The following is a 17,313-nucleotide window of genomic DNA, read 5'->3' on the forward strand; positions in this document are numbered from 1 at the left end:
CTGCCGCACCGCAGTTAAGTCGGCCACCTGGTTTTCAGCGCTCATGGATCCGGCTGAGCAGGTCAGCAAGAATGACTGCCGGCCAGCGAATGGGCCTATGGGGGCCAGCGCTCCTGCGCCAACTGTCCAGGACTGCAGCGAATTCGTGCCGCCCAGCAGCGGATCGAGGCGGTAGATGACGCCAGCCGCACCAGCTGTACCACTGACATTTAAGACCCGCCCCTCTGGCAGCGTGATGGTTTGCGGCGTGCCGCCGGCGGTGATAGTGGGCATATTGGCTTTCGGGAGTGCGGTTTATGAAATGCCCCGGCGCGCGGGGCTGTGCTGGCCAGGGATTACGCCTTGGTGGCTTTTGCGGGCTTTTCGGTCGAAGTGACAAGACTAGCGGCCGCAGCTGCATCTTTCGCGGCCTGCAAGCTTGCAGCCTCGTCGCGCAGGCGTTGCGCTTCGACTTCGTTGGCCTGGGCTTGATCGGCCAGGCGCTGCTCCTGCGCGGCAATGCGCTCCTTCTCGGCGTCCAGTGAGCGCTCGCGCTCCAGGAGCTGATCGCGCACGGCCAGCAGTTCGGCCATCGTCGGCACGCGTTCGGCCGGCGCGCCCAGGTCCTGGTCGCCGTACAGCTCGTGCAAGTCGGGGTTGAAGTCGGATTTATTGATTACGACGAAAGGGCCCTGCGTGCGCAGGTCCGTCGATACGATTTTGATGGTATCCATGGTGAAGTCCAGGTGACGCCCGGCAGCACCGCAGTGCTGGCCGGGCCAGGTTGATGATTAGCCCAACAGCGCTTACGCGCCGATCAGGATGCCCATGTGACGAGGTGCCACGGCCTTCACGCCCCAGGCCAAGTTGACCTCGTAGCGAACTTGGCGCTTCTGCTTGTAGATGCAGAACTCGTAGGTAATACCGGAAACCGGGTCGGTCACCATCATCACGTCATCGGCCGAGTCGCCTTCATCCGGCATGGCCGGCGCGCGGCAAGCCAGCTGGATGGCCGAGCGGTGGAAGAACATGTTGCGGGTGGTGGCTGCAGTCACAGTGATTGCAGTGGCTGCGGCAGGGATTGCCTTGCGCAGGCCCGGCTCGGCCAGCACGATGGTGCCGCCGTTCGAGGTGTCAGCATCGCCAGCCGCCAGCAGGTACTTGTTGTCGGCATCGCCAGCGAACGCCACGATATCGCCCGTGATGAAGGCGCCGGTACCGGCCGCAGCCAAGTTGATCACCGTGGCGCCGACGGCATAGCCCGCAGCGTTGGTGGTCGATGCGGCAGCGGTGCCGGCAGGGACCAGCGAGCGGATCTGGCCCGAATTGTGGATGTCCCAGCCTTCGACCTGGCCGATGATGCCGCGACGCAGCAGTTCATCGCTATTCGCTTCGTTCGCCTTGAACAGGCCGGACTGCTTGCCACGGATGTTCGAGATCGCGGACGAGCCCAGAACCATTTGGCGGTCGGTCAGTGGTGCGCCATTGTCGTCCAGGATGCGCAGCGGATTCGAGAAATCGGTGAAGTCGGCAGCCGTGCCGAACGGGGTCAAGTTGGCGGTACCATAGGCACGCGAGGCGTAGATGTGCAACGCAGCCAGATCGGCCTCGACTTCATTGCCCAGCGTGCGCAGCGCCTGGGTAATGCGCTGCGCGTTGATATCGCCCAGCGTGCCAGCATTGTTCAAGCCGCGATTTTCTTCACCCGTGATGCCAAATGGCACCGAGCGCGCCTTCTGGATCGTCATGTCAACGTAGTTGATGGTCTGATTCGGCGTGTCCGGCGCGTAGGCGCCTGGTGTCAAGTCTTCGGCGACCATAGGTCCGACGGATGGTGAACGCACGGTCTCATTGATCGCGGCACGCTCAGCATTGGAGTCGCGCGACACAGCTGGAATCATGCCGATCTGCTCACGCGAGATTACCTCCATCGCGTTGTAGATGGTCGGCAGCAAGCCATTCAGGGTAAGAGTGCCCATGATTGTAATACCTTTCAAAAATGAAGAAGGCCCGCGAAAGCGAGCCATTGAGGGGTGATTTGAGTTTTAGAACTGAGAGGCCATCCAGCCCAAAGCACCCTTCCGACATCCATCGAAAAGGCACGTGTAGGGCGTCAAAGCGACGCCCTGAATTGCGAAATTTAACCGGCGACCGTTACGCCACCTTTCATTGCTGCGGCGCGATCCTGGACGCCCATCGCCTCGAATTGAGCGCGGGAGATTTGCTTGGCACCTGCGCCGCCGCCATTTCCGCCATGGGCGCCGCCGCCCGAGGCGCCGGAGCCCTTCAGGATCTGATCTTTGAATGGGCAGGCGGCCACCAGCTGCGCCAGACCTTCATCGAAGTCGGCCACTTCACCCGGGCGGGTCGGCGAGAAAATCTTGTTGCCGGCGGCGTCGTACGGCACCATCTTGCCGTCCTCGACCTTGAAATGGCTGCCGAAATAGGCTTTTGCCATCTCGGTAGGGATCGCCAGGCGGCTCGGGTGCTTGTCGTCGGTCAGCAGCTTCGAACTGGCGAAGCCGCCACCGATCATGTGGGTGTTCAATTCGTTGGTGCGCTTATCCAGCTGCGCGGTCAATTCCTGCAACTGCGTGGCGCTTGCCTTGGCCTGCGCGGCGACCTGCTCCTGCGCGGTCTTCGCCGCCGCATCCTGGATTTCCTTGACCTGGGCGGCTGTCTTCAGCTCGCCGGAACTGAGGCTCTTGACCGTATTCAACGCGGCCAGAGCGGCCACGCCGTCTTCGATACCGTCAAACGATTTCAGGCGCTGCTCGGCAGCCTCCTTCGCCTCGCGGTGCGTTTTGGCTTCGCCGTTCAGCCGGGTGATGGTGCCCAGCGTGGTATCCGCGTCGAATGGCGCTTCGGTACCGTTGGGGTGAATGAAGATCGGCAGCTTCTTCTCGCCGTCGATTGCAATGGTTCCGTCTGCGTTGAATTTGAATGGCATGGTCGTTCTTTCCGGGCATCCGCCCTATCGTTGGCCTTCCGGCCGTGCACCGCGTCGCGTCCGCTTGCGGCAAAAAAAAGGACCACCTGGTTGCCCGGGCGGCCCTCGTTAGTATGAAAAAGTCTACTTGTACTTCGCCTGCAGTTCCTCAAGCGTCAGCTTGCGCCCCTTGAGGTTCATCAGGTCATTCAGCGTGATCTTGCCCGCCTCGTACATCTCAGCGCGGCCCGGCCCCAAGTACTCGGCCCGCCACGCCTTGTCTTTACTGGCCAGGAAGTCTTTGAAGTTCATCTTGCTACTGACAGGCCCGCCATCGCTGGGACGAGTGCTGTCGCCCGGCTCGTCCAGCTCGATACCCAGGTCCTTAAACGACTTGGTCCGCGTACTGAGCACGCAACGACAGCTGAAGTGGATGGCGCCAGGCCCACCCGCCCACTCGTAGGTATGGTTGATCGGCTCCTGGTCGTGCAGCGAGTACTCGTGCAGATCGCGCATGGCGCACAGCAAGCAGGTATGCGAATCCAGCGTGGAAAGCCACACCAGGCACTCGATCAGGTCCGCGTTCTGCTGGAAGCTAGCCAGGCGCGCGGCGTTGGCCACGGCCTGCACCGAGCTGTGCACCAGCGCGCGCGCATTTGCGGCTGACGTTTTCAGGATGCCCTGCTCGCCCGGCGCAACAGGATCCGGCGCGGCGCCAGGCGGCTTGGCGGCTGGATCAGTTGGCGGCACACCTGGCTTCGTTGCGGGCACGGCCGGAGGCGCCTTCGAGTCCGGCATTGGCGGCGTGGCGGGCAATGCCGGCTTGTTGGCCAGCGAATCGGCCGCCCTGGCGCTCTTGCCCAGCACGCGCGACACGATCTGCGACGTCGTCTCGCCCTGCGCGGCACCGAGCCGCACCTGGCTGGCGAAGCGGAATTGCGTATCGAGCGCCTGGCGCTTCCACCAGCTCGCTGACGAGGCGCCCTTAATCAGCGTGTCGCCCACCAGCTTTTCCAGATAGGTGGCCGGCGGCAGCTTGGCGCCCAGTTCGATCTTGAGGCCCTGCGTCAGCACCTTGGCCGTGTAGTCCGCCTCGATGTGGGTCATGCCCAACAAGTTGCGCATGGATTCCTCTTCCATGCCGCTGTAATGCGAGGCAATGACAGCGTTCGACTCGCGCAGCAGCGCGGCCAGCCGCTGTTTGCCATAACTCGACACCTCGCCCTCGCCCAGCTTGCCCGCCAACTCCTTCGACATGGCGCCCATCAGCGCCACAATCTTCCCCTGCACGTCCGCCGAAAAGCGCAGCAGGTTCAGCGAGTGCACGAGGAACATCTCGGCAATCCACTCTTCGAGCGCGCCCACTTATGCTCCCATCAGGTGGGGCGAGCTCGACAGGATGCGCTCTTGCTCTGCCTCCCAGTCAATATCCATGGAAATAATATTCCGCCGCTTAAATTCGCCAAACAGGGTCTCAAGACTGATAGCGCCAGCTAATTGCGCTTTCAGCAATTGCTCAGCCGACGTCGCGGCAAGACTTTCTGCTCCAAAATCGGTATGCAGTTTGATGTGCCCGCCCTCTTTTTCGCCAACCCATTCCGCCATAAACTGCAACGCTTGATTGGCGGCGTCCTGAATATTTTGCGCGATCTTCTGCAGCGCGCATGCGCCCTGCTCGTTGTCCGCAAGGGTCTGCGATTCTGTCACATTGCCCGGCTTGATCACCAGCAGTTCGGCGCCAGCCTGGCGCATGCGGTCTTCCAGGTCGAGAATGGACAGGCGACCGGCCTCGATGGACTTACCGTTGTGCTCCACGAACTTCAGATCGCCCTCTGGTGATTCCGACTTAACTGCACTGCCGGCGCCGACCGTGATGCCGCCCTCGCCCAGCATCTTGGCGAACAGGATTGGCACGCGCGCGACGTGCAGGATGTTCTGCTGGTCGCTCTTGCTCTGCCAGTGCTCCACGTTGCTGTGCGCCAGTTCCAGAAGCGGCGGCGTGGCCTGCATGTAGCCCAGGCGCTTGCCGTAGACGGGCACGAAGGGGATGATTTTCAGGCTGGTGACGCCCTCTTCATGCAGCGTCCACTCCTTTTTGCTGCCGGTTTCGCTCTGGCGCCAGGTCTGCCAAGTGCCCCGCCCCAGTACGCGGACCTGCTCGATTTCCTTGGTGTCAAAGTCGCCATTCGGCTCAGACACGCTTTCCAGCAGCCGCAGCTGGGTCAGCCCGTCAAGGCTGGTCGCATTCTTCGGCAGCCAGCCCAGGACGTTCTGCACATGCACCTGAACGAAGTACGGGCGCACGCCGGCGGCCTCCTCGTCCGCCTTGGTCACCAGGTTGCCCGCCTTGGGGAAGTCGACCAGGATGCCAGCGAAGCCGTAGCCCATCGCCTCCTGGGTAATCTCCGACAAGAAGCTGTGCAGGTCGCGGCCGGAGAGGTCGACATTTTGCAGCCAAGGCTTGAGCCGTTCCGGCACGTCCTCGCCCAGCGTCACCGGCTTGCTGAATGGCTTGGCCGAGAGCACATCGATGGTGCGGGCATAGGCCGGGAACAACGTAGCGACGGCCAGGCGCAGATCGTAGCTTTCGCTGTCCTCGCCCGGCCACTGTGGCAGATACTTCTTGCCAGCCGCCCGCATCGCCTTGGTACCGCCCAGCAGCGCGGCGACCAGGGCGCAATCCTCGTTCAGCTTTGCGGCTTCTGCTGATTGTTTGCGTACGGCGTCGGTCATGGAATTCCTTGTTGTTACATGCGGAGCGGCGCCGTGGTCGTCGTGCGACTCGTCACTGGCCAGCGCTTGGTGATGAAGTAGCCACCGGCATCATTGGCATGGTCGAAGCCACCCTTCTTGTCCGGCTCTCCCTTGTCGTCATAGATCTGACGCTCCAGGCTGAGCGTGTATTTCTGGCACTTCGTGGTGTTGACCAGCATCCGGCGCTGGTCGTAGGTGTTGCACAGCATGGCGTTCACGCTGTTGATGCGATCTTTCACAGCCGGGTTGCTATGGTCGACCACCACCGTGAAGCCGGCTGCCTTGAGCAGAGACAGGTCAGATTCGCTGGCGCCACTGCTCTTGCGGTTCTGGCCGGACGCATCCGGATAAATCGTTATCAGATGCTGCTGGCCAGTCTGCTTGTACCGGCCCTTGATCTTTTCAATCATGGCCGGCGTGTCGAACACCTCCATGAACTCATCGACAGCGCGCGGCAGGTCGTCGCGAATCACGAAAACCACCGCAGCGCCTTTGCCGACGTTAAAGTCCATGCCGATGTGCAGCGCGTCGCCTGGCTTGACTGTATCGTCGGTATGGTTGCGCCGACGGTCAAAGCAGTAATAGATGACGCCCTGGTAGTTCTCGAAGCTGGCCAGGTACTCTTGGCGGAACGTGCGCGGATCCATCTTGCGCCGCGCCGCTTCGATCTCCTCGGCCGGGACGTTGCCGCCGTCGACCGACGTGTACAGCCAGCTCTTGTGGTCAGGCTCACCGCCCTGGCCATCAAGGTAGCTGTCATAGCAATGGTTGAAGCCTTTCGGCGTGCCGATGCGCAGCGCGTGTCCGCCGACCCGCTCCTCGCCGTTGATGACGAAGCGGCAGGTCGACAGCATAGGCCGCAGCACCTCTTCCCACGCCGCGTACACGCAGTCAGCCCATTCATCGACCAGCGCGAAGAACAGACCGGAGCCGCGAAGGTTGTCGTACGCGTCCAAGCCGACAATGCGGATGACGTGGCCGGCCTTAGTGGTGATCGAGCATTCCGTCTCATTCGGCTTGCCGGCGCGCCAGCTGGGCGGGATGGCCTGCTTGAGACGCTTCCAGAAAACCCGCTTTGCCTGCTTGAACGTAGGCGCGCAGTACCAAATCTCGTCTTCCGTGCTGACTCCCCACTCGGCGGCCAGGCGCGCAGCACGGCGAATCTCGGCCTTGCCCAGGAACGTCTTGCCGAAGCGGCGGCCGCAAACCGCGTCGCGGAAGCGAGCCTTCTTTTGCCATCCCCAGCAATAAATGTTCGCCTGCTTCGGCGTCAGCGCGACCGGCCCTTCAGAGAATCGGGCTGTCGGGGAGGTCTTCATCTGGCTTCAATATGTATTCAGGTGCGGCCGGCATGCCTTCGCCGATATCACCTGGAGCTTTCGGCGCATCGAGGCGGCGGTTCACGTAGACGTCACCTACTTCCTTGGCTGCCTGCTCGATCACGGCGACGGCCAGCGCGATATTGCGCATGCCCTCTGCCTGCTGTGCCATCCTGGCCAGCGCACGCAGGCGGAATGCCTTGCTGGCAATCGGGATCACCGCGACGTCTTCGCGGAACTTGGCACGGGTGTCGTGGAAAAGCGTCTTCCACTTCGTACTGAGACTGCGCCCGACGTGCTTTTCAGGATCGTAGGTGGCGATCTGCTGACGCGGCACATCAAGGCCGAATTCTTCCTTTACTGCGATGGATACCTGCGTCGGCGTGTCGAAGCATGCCAGCGCCTTGACGATGAACAGCTTCACCTCGTCTTTAAGTGCTGCCATGTGTTGCCTTCCGGTAAATGGCCGGTCAACCTTATGCAGCCTTCAGCAAACAGGTTCCGCAAGCCCTCGCGATATTGATTTTCCCCACCTCGGGCGGGCTATTTGCTGCATCGATCATGCGCTGCACGTCCTGGCTGGCACCGTAGCGCCGGACCACGCCGATGAACTCTTCGACGTCGTGCGACCGCATGCACAGCTTCGGCAATCCGTACTTGTTGAAGGCCGGCGCGCCGAAGTCATCCAGCTCCTGGGCGATGTGATAAAGCTCGTGCTCGATCAGCGCGCAGAACTCGGCGTCGCTGCAGGTCAGGCAATACGATGCATCCAGGGTAATGAGGAAGTCCGGCACTGCGCCGAACCAGTCAGCCATCTGCTGTTGCTGGCGGCCCTTCTGCCACGGTCCGCAGCGAAAGGTCATTTCCTCGCACTGGCCCAGCACGGTGCGGCCTTGTTTGGCGAAGCTGTGTGGCGCCCACAGGAACTGCACGTCGGCATATTCCAGGTGGGCGTGGTCTTCGTTGTGGAGCGCGCCGCCTTCGGTGAGGATGGTTGCGCGCGCCCAATTGAGCACCTCGGGCGCGGGCAGATAGCGGCTGCTCAGTGGGTCGGTGAATTCAGCAGGCGGAACCGGGCGCGCAGAGGTGGGCGCTGCGGAATTTCGGCTTTTCTTCATTCCGACCTACTAGATGTAGTGTTTGGTAGCAATTCCGGTGGTCTCAGCCCGGTAATTTTTGACACTTTCGCGTTCGACCTACTAAATGTAGTGTCTCACGCGCCTTCGATGCTTAAATTGACCGGCGGCATGGTCGCGCCCAGCACCCACAGCGCGATAGAGCCGCCGGAATTCAGCACGGCCAGGTCCTCCACGCTCGGGCGCCAGTACGACACCACGGCAGGCAGATCGCCCACGTGCGTGCGCGTGATCGGCAATGCGCCGCACGGCAACTCGGCCTGGTTCCAGTCTGCAGGCGCGCCGAGCACGCCGTTGTTCGATGGGTGTTGAATTTTCTGCATGTCGGCTTTCGTTGTGTCACCGCCCGCCCCCAGCAGGCGCCGCGGTGCATCGCGGCTGGAGTCCTCTGGATCATTGCTACGTCGGTGAGCTGCGCCCGTTTCTTCAAGCTCTGCCACTGGAGCGCGCTGGCAGTCGCAAGTGTTAGGTGTATGGGGTAGTGCCGCGCTTGGCGTGCGCCATCATGGCTTGGTGCGCAGCCTCGGTGCGCTCGCGCATCCAGGCATCGAAGCCGATCACCTCGCAGGGGTGCGGCTTGGTGGCGCCCAGCTTCTCGCGCGGGACCAGCTTATATTCAGCCAGCACCACATCGAAGCCGTCGGCTTCTTCCGGGTAATACTCGCACTTGACCGTGACGATCTCATTCGCTGCGCAGCGCAACTCGAACGAGACACAGTTCGGCGGCATACCCAGTAGTGCGATTAGTTGCGGGCCGAGCGTGTGCACGGTCATCAGGTTATTCATGGGGCAGCTCCGGTTTAAATGGCCAGGTGCTGGCCGCTGGTTCGCGCGATGTGCGTGCCTGTGCGGAATGGTCGGCGCCGAACAGGATCAGGAAGATGGCGAGGCTGGACATGGCGACCTTAATTCAACAGTGACGGCTGAATTGCCGTTTCAAGAAACTGGCGCTCGTTACGCAGCGGTGGAATCTCTCGCTTTCGGGCAAGCATCAAGTGCGAACCAAACGAGGCCTTTACCTTCGACTCGACCTCGCGCGAGATCAGCGCCTGCATTTGTAGCCACAGGCCCTGCTGCCCACCATGGGCGCGATCAAAAGCCTCAATCACGTCCAGGTGAAAGTCGGCATCGATCCACATAGCGTATGCGTAGACCAGCGTCTTTGCCGCGAACGTACCCTGCGTCACTCCTGGCGCGCCACCCTTTACAGTGGAAACGGGAGTGATGCACTGTGGGGTGCATCGCCTTTCCATTGCCGCGACCAGGGCTACCGTCTCGGGGCGCTTCAGGAAGGTTCCGGGCCTGTGTGACTTAGTGGCCGTGCCTTTCGCCATCGCCGCGCGGTGCAAGTCGTTGAGGCAGAAGCGACCCTCGGCGTCTTGCCGCACGCTGGTGCTCGAAATGATCATATCTTGCATGATGCCGCCCTTCGTCAGTGGTCGTCGTTGAAATGGGTGCGCAGAAGCAGGGACGAGCTGCTTTCGGCTTGCAAACCTATCTGCGCATGGAAAAGAAAAGCCGCCAGCGCAGTGATGCGGCTGACGGCGAAACCCGGCATGCCGGGCAAGGGAAATCTGGTGCCGCCGAGAGGACTCGAACCCCTCGCATCCTGACTACAAAACAGGCGCTCTACCTGATGAGCTACAGCGGCAAAACTGGCGGGCGGCCTTCATGCCACCGCGGGCGACTCACTTCCGCGCACACTTAAGCGGGTTGCCAGTTACAGCGTCTGGCGCCGAATTGCCGGAGGTACAAAGTCCGTCGGCTGTTGTGCTGCGGCCTGCTCGGCGCATCCTGCTGGCTTCTTCGTCCCGGCTTAGTCTATGTCCGGTCGCCAGCGGTTGGCAGGTCTTGGTGATTCTTCGTTTTGTGTGGCATCCCTTGAGTATCTCCGGGCGGGCGCTCCGAAACTCATCAGCCGATTTTTGACCCGTGCGCAGTGACGTCGCGCTTCAACGCCGCCGGCGCCGGGATTGGCGCCAGGCGGTCGGGTGTGGTCTTCGCTACTTCATGGTGCACCTCCTTTTCAGGCCTGCGGCGGCGTGATCGCGCGCGCATCCGGCCATTCAAATTTCTGGCATTGCTATTCAGCATCGATATCCAGCATGCGCTGAAACTGGCGCACGATGTCGGCGTCGAGCTGGTCGATCACCTCTTGGCGCGTGGGTGGCTCGGTCGGCGCTGTGTCGGCGATGATGGCGGACATCTCTTGCGGCGTGCGCCGGAACCGGAGGCGGTTAAAGAATACGATTGCGGCCATGATCGCCTTTTCGTGGCGCCAGAAAACAAAAAAGCCCGAGTCGCGTGAGCGTCGGGCTTGGGTGTTGCTCCCACGGCCATAGTGCGTGGTGAGCGGCAAATTCAAGGCGTGCAAGTACGGCGCTGGGTCCGGGTACTGTCGCGAGTTCCGGCTATCGGTGGCGCGATGCGCACATTACGATTTCCGGAAGAATTTTCCTGAATAAGAGCCTGCATTATACAACGGAATACTGTTTGTAAACACAGGCACTCTATATTTTTCGCTACCGGTCGCCACCACGCAACAGGCCAGATGCCCGGCCGGAGTGGCTGTCAGCGATGGCGCTCAACTCGCTCACCATATCCTTGACGTGCTCCAGCTCCAGGCCGGCCGTGCCGTGGATTGCGGCGGCGCCGGTTCCTCTGCAGCTGGTGCAGATGCCATTGCCCAGCAGCGCCTTGACGCCGGTGCCGCTACACACCTTGCACTTGCTGTCGAGCCAGTAAGCCAGCGACTTCTCGGCCACGCGCCGATACAGCGCCTGTGCCGCTTGAGCATCCCATGCTGTGTTTTCCGGCAGCCAGCGGCGCGTCTGTCCGCGCCGGATCACCTCGGCAGTCCAGATGCGCAGCAGCTGCGCCAGGTTGCCCGCATTGCCTTCGAACATCTTCGTGAGCGTGCCATCGGCATACTTCACGCGGCACAGCAGCGCGCCGATGTCGCCGGCCAGCGCGGCAGCGGCCAGCGGCTCGGTCTGGTGGTGCAGCGCGTCGTCCAGCAGGTTTGACGAACCGATAGCGGAAATATAACGATCAGCAAAACCCATGACACCCTCCGAAAGACGATGACACGAGCGTATCACATGCGACCAAATATTTACGATTTTCAACGTGATTTTCGACATATATTTTCATCCTCGCAGTTGCGCCAGCGCCCGCTGCTGCGCCGCCACTAGCACGCCGATTTCCAGCCTCGGCAGCGCCCGGACGTAATAGCTGATCGACTTGCTGATCGCCGCATACTCGCCGGTCGTCAGGTCAAGCAGCACTGTCGGCCGCGCGCAAGCCTTACGCAATGCGTCCCACGCCTTGACGCCCGCCGCGTACAGCGGCTTGTTGCCCATCTGCGACCAAATTGCCACGCTGGTCAGCAGATGCTCGGTCAGCGTGTTGGCAACTGGCGCCGGCGCAGCGCCCCGCTTTGCCGCATCGAGCGCCAGGAGCATGGCCATGGCCAGTTGGTCGCACGTGTCGGCATCGATGCGCTGCTTGACGGCGATCAGGTCGAGCGCACTGGCGGGGCCAGGATATCGTGCACCCATCAGAATTCCTCCAGTTTTCAATTCGCCAGCGACTTTTCTATCGGACATCATCTTTTGATAAAAGACCTTCCAGGCCTCTCGGCCAAAATTCGCTTTTGAATTGCACGCTGAACACAGGCAGATTAAATTATCAGACCTGCAATCTTGCTTGTCATAGTTGATGTGGTGCGTAGTTAATCTGGAATCCACGCCGGCGCAAGTCGGATTTCTGCAAACAGCCCCGTCTCGCTCGATGATTCCCTTGCTGATCTCACGGAAATTCCACGGATAGGGAAAGCGCGACATCCCACCGGACCAGCTAGGGTTGTCCTCGCCCTTCGACATCGCTGATCGACGTGCAAACGAGCACGTCTTGGAGCAGCAATGATGTCGCTTCGCGTGACAGGTAGGCACTGAGAACGGGGCTAGACATACCTCGCATTGCTTCTCCGTTCGCTTGGGTGGTGCATGCATCCGAGACCTTCCACGCTGCGAGACGCCAACGCATTTGAGCGAGCAAAAACGGGATGCCATGTGGACTGGCTTGACGGTGTATTGCGCCTTGCATATTTCGCATTCCTTCTGAATCAGACCACCCTTCCAGCGCGGATTATTGGACCCGGCCACGTCCAATCCAGCCGCATTAATCGCCATTACGGACTCCTTCAATTTTCCAACCGCCACCTTCACGCTTGGGCTTGGCACGGACAATGAAAAAGCGGATGGGATAGAGATCGGCAGCAACCTTGATCTTCACATTTGCATCCTCCATCATGTACCCTTTCACTTCGTGCGCCTCCAGTGCGCCGTCGGCCAGCAGCACGGCAAAATCCGGCGTGTAAAAAGTGTTGTCCGCCAGGCGGAATTTCAGGCCCTCGAACTTGTACCAGTCCACCTCGCCGGCCGCCTTGCGCAGCTCCAGCGTCCTGGCGTAGGCCGCCTCGGTCTGGTTCATGGCACCGACCTTGAGGCGGCCCAACGCCTGTAAGCCACGGGCCATCATTGGCCGGCCTCCAGTTGCGCGGCCACAGCCAGCGTGAGCGCCATGCGCGTCGCCGCGTCTCGATCATCCGCGATGTGATCGACCGCCACGCGCGCCGCGCAGTTGGCGCCAGCGCCCCAGCGGCCGTACACGCTACCCCAGTTGTGCAGCACGTCGACCTGGTGCTGCGCGGCCAGCGGCCCTATCGCCGACCAGTCGCCAGCCCAGTCCGGTACCAGCGCCTGGCCACGGCTTTCGGCCGCGCCCGCCGGCGGCGTGCCGACCAGGGCACCGCCCACCTCGACAATGCTCGTCCAGCCCAGCAGCTCAGCCAGGCGTTTGTTTGCGTCCATCGCAGGCGTCGTCATATCGCAATCACCTCAGCCGCCAGCTTCACACCACTCAACTTCAGAATGGCTGCGCGGGCGTGCGCTGCCCCGCCGCCAGTTGCTCCAGCAGCCGTCTGCATAGCGCTGGCCACATCCATGATTCGTCGAGGCGTCAATTTTTTCTTGCGGCAAGCGGCGACTACCTGGGGCATCAGTCCGTCAATTTTCGCAACATCCACCATGCCTCGCAGCAAAACGCCAGACCATGCGCACGGGTCATCCCGCCACAATTGATGAATCGCATCCATAGCCACCTTCAAATTGGCCGGCGACTGCCCGATGTAGCGCTTAATGGCTCCGATAGCATTAGTTCTCCCCGCCCTCAATCCGCCACTGCTGACCTCGATTTCATAGGTATCCAGCACCTCCTGCGCTTTGCCGCTCATCTCGTCACCCGCAATGACGCCAGCCTTTTGAATCCCTCGTTGCGGCACTCGCTTCGCGCCAGCCCCGTTAATCAGCAAAAACCACTGGGCCTCCCTCCGCTTGTCGCCGGGCACAATCACGGCTGGCACCGAAGTCATGCCACAAGCCCTTGCCACCTCCACCGTATGCTGCCCATCATAGACAAACATTTGCCCGCAGGACCGCTGTGAGACGCTGATGGCCTTCATCGCGCCGAGACTGAACGCTTTCACCGTTTCGGCGGTGCGGGACGTATCGAGTTCGCGCTGATAGCTGATGTCGGTGTGCAGGTCGGATATTTTTACCATCTTAATTTTCATTGCGGTTTTCATTTTTAGCCTCAAGGTTCAATTTAATTTCACAGGTACATCACTTCGTAGTGCCCTACCCTCGTTCGCCGCGTGGCGGGCTGCTCCGCAAGTCGCAGCTGCTTTTCCCGCTAAGCTGCTCGCCCCTCAATGCGCTGCGCGGGTGCGACCAACGATCCAGCCGGCGCCATGGCAATAATTTGCTGCGCTGTTCCGCCAGCCATCACGCGCGCCGCCAACTTCTGATCGCCGATCATCATCGGCGGCTCCACACCAAAGCCGGCGCGCTGGTTTTGCGCTTCGGTCATGCCCACCAGCACCGGCGTGTAATCCGGCCGTTCGTTGCGCATGCGGTATCCGCGGTACCGGTTCTCGAACTCCTTGCCGACGAATGGCCATTCCTGCTCAGTCTTCGCGCCCAGCGAGACCCAGCCGCCCATCTCGACCAGGACGCGGTGGATCAGCGAGTCATCGAACACGACGCTTCGGTATGGGCCGACGACGCGCAGCGCGCGGTCGACCTTGGCCCAAGCCACCAGCGCCGAGTCTTGCGTGGTACCGCCCATCATGCGGATCAGGTCGGCAGGCTTCGGCGCAAACTGACCGGTATCGGGATTACGGACGTGACGATCGAATGCCTGGCGGACGGCTGCCAGGTCGTACTGGCGCAGCGCGCCCCACCAGATCGTGATGGCAAACTCGCTTGCAGCCCGGCCGTAGAGTTCGGTGATTGCCCCCACCATGCCTGCAAAATCCTCGTAGTCATCCTGCGTCATGCTTTTCTCCCTGCGGTGCTGCGTTACCGAAGATTCGGGCTTTGGCGCGCTCGGCGGCCGCCATCGTTTGATCGTAGACCGTGCTGGTGCCCTGCCCTGGCCCGGCGCGCACGGCGTGTTGCGTTATCCATTCGGCCTTGAACCCGCGCCAGCCACGCTCGCAGCAGATGCGCAAAGCGCCTTCCAGGGTCAGGCCGGCTTTTTCGGCTTCACGCACGATGCCCTGGATGGAAGTCCGCGTGACCGGCGCCTTGTGTTTCGTTCGCAGCGCCTTGAAGTCGGCGACGATCTGCGGATCGACGTCGGGAAACAGCGAATCGGGAGCCGGAGGCGACTTGTCTTTGTTCTTTACTGGTTTATGGTTATTGGTTATTGGTTCTTGGTTAGGTGGCGGTTCGTTCACGTCTGGTGCACGTTTCGTGAAACCCTCCCTACGCTTCGTTTCGCGCTCTATGGCGATTCGTTGATTTGTTTCCGATTTTGCATGGTATTCAGCTATCTCATCCTGGATGCGCGCTTGCACGTAAATACCGCCCTCCAACGTGAAGAACTTGCGCAAAACGAACTGAACCGCTTCGATTTCGGCCGTCGATGATGCCCAAGTCCACTCGATGGCCTCATCCATCGTAGGGAACTGTTCACGGTCGTAGCACGCATCGATCAAGAGCGTGTACGAACCGTGCTGCAACATGGACAAACGTCCTGCTTTCTTTGCATAATCACCAATGTTTCTTTTGTAGTAGTGCACGGCTATGCCCCCATAAACAACGGCTGCTGGATAGGAGACGCCTTGCGATCCCAAAATGTCAGCGCCGAATGCGACTCGATCCGCTCGCGCATGATCGCTGCCCTCGCCTCCTTCGTTGGCGGCGTGTAGGTGCCGCGCCAGGCTGAATCGATACCCACGTTTTGCCCGATGTTCGTGCTGTCGGCACTGGCGAACGGAAAGCGGGAGAAGATTGCCGGGTCGAGCATGCGCAGGCCATGCAACTTGCTGGCTGGGCGGCCAGCCTTGTCGCAGATGACGTCCATCGCCTGCGCCATGCGCGTCCACCAGGCCGGTGTGCCTATCTGCGCAAATTCGCCCGAGCTGCCCAGGCAGATACGCGGCCATTCGCTGACGAGACGGTCCAGGCGGTCCAGCGATTCGTGCAAATGCCACACTGGCGCGCCGACGTGCGGCGCCGAGGTGCGCCACGGCCATTCGGCCAGCAGCGCGTCGTTGTCGGCCTCGCTGCCATCGATGACATCAGGGATTACAGCGAAATCGAAGTTCGGGTAACGGTGCAGCTCGCCCACCCATTCGTAGAACTGCGACCAGGCTGTGATCGGCTGGCCGCTGCGCCAGGCTGAAAACGCCCCATTGTCGACGGCGAACGACTGCGCCACCTCCAGGGCAATGGTCAACTGGTCCGGGTGGCGGAACGATACGAATGCATGCCCGCCGCTGACGGCGCGCACGGCGGCCGTGGCTGGCGTGATTGGCAATCCGTGATAGTGGATCATGGGCGCACCTCCTGCGCGCGCGCCGCGCCGAACAGCGCAGCCACCAGCGGATCGCCCACGGCGCCCGCCTTGCGGATCCAGTACTTGCTGCGCCAGCGCGCCTTCATCGAATCCCAGCGGCCATCCTGCTTGGCCTTGGCCTCGAAGCGCAGGCGAACCTGGCGCTTCGTCATGTGCTTCAGCTTGCACTTGGCGTCCGGCAAGTCGCCGACCGCATAAACGGCCATGGCGGCGCCAGCGCGCGGGTGCGGCTTCCAGCCCGAAATGTAAATCTTGCGGTCAGCGTGCAGCAGACGGATCCACCGCAGCACGGCCGCCTGGCTGACGCCCGACTTGATGACGATATCGGCCTTGGTGCCGGGCATGGCGCCCAGCACGAATTCACTGAAATTTGCGCGACTCATGATTCTTGATCCGCAAACAGGTCGCCGGCCTTGGCCTGCTGCGCTTCGTGGCAGTTGCGCACGGCCAGGTCGAAATACGAGCGCTTGAGTTCGGATCCGCAGGCGCGCCGGCCCATTTGCAGCGCCACATACGCCTCGCTGCCAATGCCGAGAAACGGCGTGAATACGAGGTCGCCGGGATTCGTCCACAGGTCAATGGCGCGCTCGATCACGTCCAGCTGCAGCGGGCTGATGTGTCGTTCGTCGTCGCTCTCGCGGGCGCTCATGTATTGCAGTGTGCGAGTCTGGCGGACGTCCATCCAGACCGGGCTGGCGTAGTTCTGCCACAAGTCGACCGAGTGGCTTTCCGGCGTTTTGGTCACCGGGTCGGGGTTTTCGCCCGGCTTGCGCAGCACCACAAGGTAGTCGGCGATGCCTTGGCGCGACATGGCGCTATCCTTACGCAGTTGCTTGTAGAGTAGGCCCAGCGCCTTGGTGCGCTGCATCGCCACCACCGGGTCTTTCCAGATGCAGACCTCGCTGTGATAGATAAATCCAGCCGCTTGGTGCGAGCGGATGATTTCGCCGCGGAAGTCCTTGATGCCGATATAGCCGTCGCGCGTCTTCGATGTTGGAAGGTTCATGCAATGAACGGCGACCAGGCGGCCCGGCTTCATCGCGCGGAACATTTCGGCGATCAGGTAACGGTAGTGCTGCCAAAAATCGGCGCTTGATGCGCTATTGCCCATGTCGCGCTCGCTATTGCTAAACACATACAGGCTTTCAAACGGCGGGCTGTAGACGCTGAAATCGATCGAATTGTCCGGCAGAGTCTTGGCGACGTCTACGCAGTCGGCATTGAACAGGGCGAATTTCTCGTCGATGGCTTGATTGATAACGTTGGTCAT

The 17,313-nt window shown here is 61.3% G+C and carries 24 protein-coding genes and 1 tRNA gene; all 25 read right to left on the minus strand.

The features are described from left to right. On the minus strand, nucleotides 1-273 hold a 273-nt coding region (locus K0F85_RS16495; protein ID WP_219117074.1), incomplete at its 3' end, for a hypothetical protein. A gap of 62 nt (nucleotides 274-335) precedes the next feature. Next, nucleotides 336-713, minus strand: coding sequence for a hypothetical protein (locus tag K0F85_RS16500; RefSeq protein WP_219117075.1), 378 nt, complete (start codon nucleotides 711-713; stop codon nucleotides 336-338). A gap of 72 nt (nucleotides 714-785) precedes the next feature. After that, nucleotides 786-1,934: a P22 phage major capsid protein family protein gene (locus K0F85_RS16505; protein WP_257572829.1), complete on the minus strand. Its 1,149-nt coding sequence runs from the start codon at nucleotides 1,932-1,934 to the stop codon at nucleotides 786-788. Between the two features lie 185 nt (nucleotides 1,935-2,119). Beyond that, entirely contained in the window at nucleotides 2,120-2,929 is an 810-nt protein-coding gene (locus K0F85_RS16510; RefSeq protein ID WP_219117076.1) for a DUF6651 domain-containing protein, read from the minus strand. A 123-nt stretch (nucleotides 2,930-3,052) separates the two neighbouring features. Beyond that, nucleotides 3,053-4,273 carry a hypothetical protein gene (locus K0F85_RS16515; protein ID WP_219117077.1) on the minus strand — a complete coding sequence of 407 codons (1,221 nt, stop codon included), beginning with the start codon at nucleotides 4,271-4,273 and terminating at the stop codon, nucleotides 3,053-3,055. Next, nucleotides 4,274-5,641 carry a DUF4055 domain-containing protein gene (locus K0F85_RS16520; protein ID WP_219117078.1) on the minus strand — a complete coding sequence of 456 codons (1,368 nt, stop codon included), beginning with the start codon at nucleotides 5,639-5,641 and terminating at the stop codon, nucleotides 4,274-4,276. Nucleotides 5,642-5,655: 14 nt separating this feature from the next. Beyond that, nucleotides 5,656-6,981, minus strand: a complete 1,326-nt coding sequence (locus K0F85_RS16525; protein WP_219117079.1) for a terminase large subunit — start codon at nucleotides 6,979-6,981, stop codon at nucleotides 5,656-5,658. Next, the gene (locus K0F85_RS16530) at nucleotides 6,950-7,426 is read right to left on the minus strand and encodes a DUF2280 domain-containing protein (RefSeq protein ID WP_219117080.1); all 477 of its coding nucleotides are present in this window, start codon (nucleotides 7,424-7,426) and stop codon (nucleotides 6,950-6,952) included. The genes K0F85_RS16525 and K0F85_RS16530 overlap by 32 nt, the downstream gene beginning before the upstream one ends. 31 nt (nucleotides 7,427-7,457) lie before the next feature. Then, nucleotides 7,458-8,099: a putative metallopeptidase gene (locus K0F85_RS16535; RefSeq protein ID WP_219117081.1), complete on the minus strand. Its 642-nt coding sequence runs from the start codon at nucleotides 8,097-8,099 to the stop codon at nucleotides 7,458-7,460. Between the two features lie 95 nt (nucleotides 8,100-8,194). Further along, nucleotides 8,195-8,440 (minus strand): hypothetical protein, encoded by a 246-nt coding sequence (locus K0F85_RS16540; protein ID WP_219117082.1) that lies wholly within the window; start codon nucleotides 8,438-8,440, stop codon nucleotides 8,195-8,197. A 142-nt stretch (nucleotides 8,441-8,582) separates the two neighbouring features. Continuing rightward, entirely contained in the window at nucleotides 8,583-8,903 is a 321-nt protein-coding gene (locus K0F85_RS16545) for a hypothetical protein (protein WP_219117083.1), read from the minus strand. Nucleotides 8,904-9,022: 119 nt separating this feature from the next. After that, nucleotides 9,023-9,535, minus strand: a complete 513-nt coding sequence (locus K0F85_RS16550) for a KilA-N domain-containing protein (RefSeq protein WP_219117084.1) — start codon at nucleotides 9,533-9,535, stop codon at nucleotides 9,023-9,025. Nucleotides 9,536-9,692: 157 nt separating this feature from the next. Then, nucleotides 9,693-9,768: transfer RNA gene (locus K0F85_RS16555), tRNA-Thr, on the minus strand. Nucleotides 9,769-10,031: 263 nt separating this feature from the next. Continuing rightward, entirely contained in the window at nucleotides 10,032-10,211 is a 180-nt protein-coding gene (locus tag K0F85_RS16560; protein WP_219117085.1) for a hypothetical protein, read from the minus strand. Next, the gene (locus K0F85_RS16565; protein WP_219117086.1) at nucleotides 10,201-10,377 is read right to left on the minus strand and encodes a hypothetical protein; all 177 of its coding nucleotides are present in this window, start codon (nucleotides 10,375-10,377) and stop codon (nucleotides 10,201-10,203) included. Before K0F85_RS16565 ends, K0F85_RS16560 begins: the two co-directional genes overlap by 11 nt. Nucleotides 10,378-10,639: 262 nt before the next feature. Further along, nucleotides 10,640-11,260, minus strand: coding sequence for a hypothetical protein (locus K0F85_RS16570; protein WP_257572830.1), 621 nt, complete (start codon nucleotides 11,258-11,260; stop codon nucleotides 10,640-10,642). Between the two features lie 6 nt (nucleotides 11,261-11,266). After that, the gene (locus K0F85_RS16575; RefSeq protein WP_219117087.1) at nucleotides 11,267-12,001 is read right to left on the minus strand and encodes an HNH endonuclease signature motif containing protein; all 735 of its coding nucleotides are present in this window, start codon (nucleotides 11,999-12,001) and stop codon (nucleotides 11,267-11,269) included. Between the two features lie 298 nt (nucleotides 12,002-12,299). Further along, entirely contained in the window at nucleotides 12,300-12,659 is a 360-nt protein-coding gene (locus K0F85_RS16580; protein WP_306985111.1) for a DUF1064 domain-containing protein, read from the minus strand. Further along, the gene (locus K0F85_RS16585) at nucleotides 12,656-12,991 is read right to left on the minus strand and encodes a hypothetical protein (protein WP_219117088.1); all 336 of its coding nucleotides are present in this window, start codon (nucleotides 12,989-12,991) and stop codon (nucleotides 12,656-12,658) included. The genes K0F85_RS16580 and K0F85_RS16585 overlap by 4 nt, the downstream gene beginning before the upstream one ends. Before the next feature lie 11 nt (nucleotides 12,992-13,002). Next, a complete protein-coding gene (locus K0F85_RS16590; protein WP_219117089.1) occupies nucleotides 13,003-13,764 on the minus strand; it encodes a DUF6551 family protein in 762 nt (253 codons plus the stop codon). A gap of 107 nt (nucleotides 13,765-13,871) precedes the next feature. Beyond that, nucleotides 13,872-14,516, minus strand: coding sequence for a DUF6475 domain-containing protein (locus K0F85_RS16595; RefSeq protein ID WP_219117090.1), 645 nt, complete (start codon nucleotides 14,514-14,516; stop codon nucleotides 13,872-13,874). Further along, nucleotides 14,503-15,264 (minus strand): YdaU family protein, encoded by a 762-nt coding sequence (locus K0F85_RS16600; RefSeq protein WP_219117091.1) that lies wholly within the window; start codon nucleotides 15,262-15,264, stop codon nucleotides 14,503-14,505. The genes K0F85_RS16595 and K0F85_RS16600 overlap by 14 nt, the downstream gene beginning before the upstream one ends. Nucleotides 15,265-15,266: 2 nt before the next feature. Continuing rightward, nucleotides 15,267-16,022, minus strand: coding sequence for a hypothetical protein (locus K0F85_RS16605; RefSeq protein WP_219117092.1), 756 nt, complete (start codon nucleotides 16,020-16,022; stop codon nucleotides 15,267-15,269). After that, on the minus strand, nucleotides 16,019-16,426 hold the full coding sequence (locus K0F85_RS16610) for a hypothetical protein (protein WP_219117093.1): 408 nt from the start codon (nucleotides 16,424-16,426) through the stop codon (nucleotides 16,019-16,021). Before K0F85_RS16610 ends, K0F85_RS16605 begins: the two co-directional genes overlap by 4 nt. Then, nucleotides 16,423-17,313, minus strand: coding sequence for a DNA methyltransferase (locus K0F85_RS16615; protein ID WP_219117094.1), 891 nt, complete (start codon nucleotides 17,311-17,313; stop codon nucleotides 16,423-16,425). The genes K0F85_RS16610 and K0F85_RS16615 overlap by 4 nt, the downstream gene beginning before the upstream one ends.

This window comes from Janthinobacterium sp. UMAB-56 (genome assembly GCF_900095265.1).
Classification (GTDB): Bacteria; Pseudomonadota; Gammaproteobacteria; order Burkholderiales; family Burkholderiaceae_D; genus Janthinobacterium.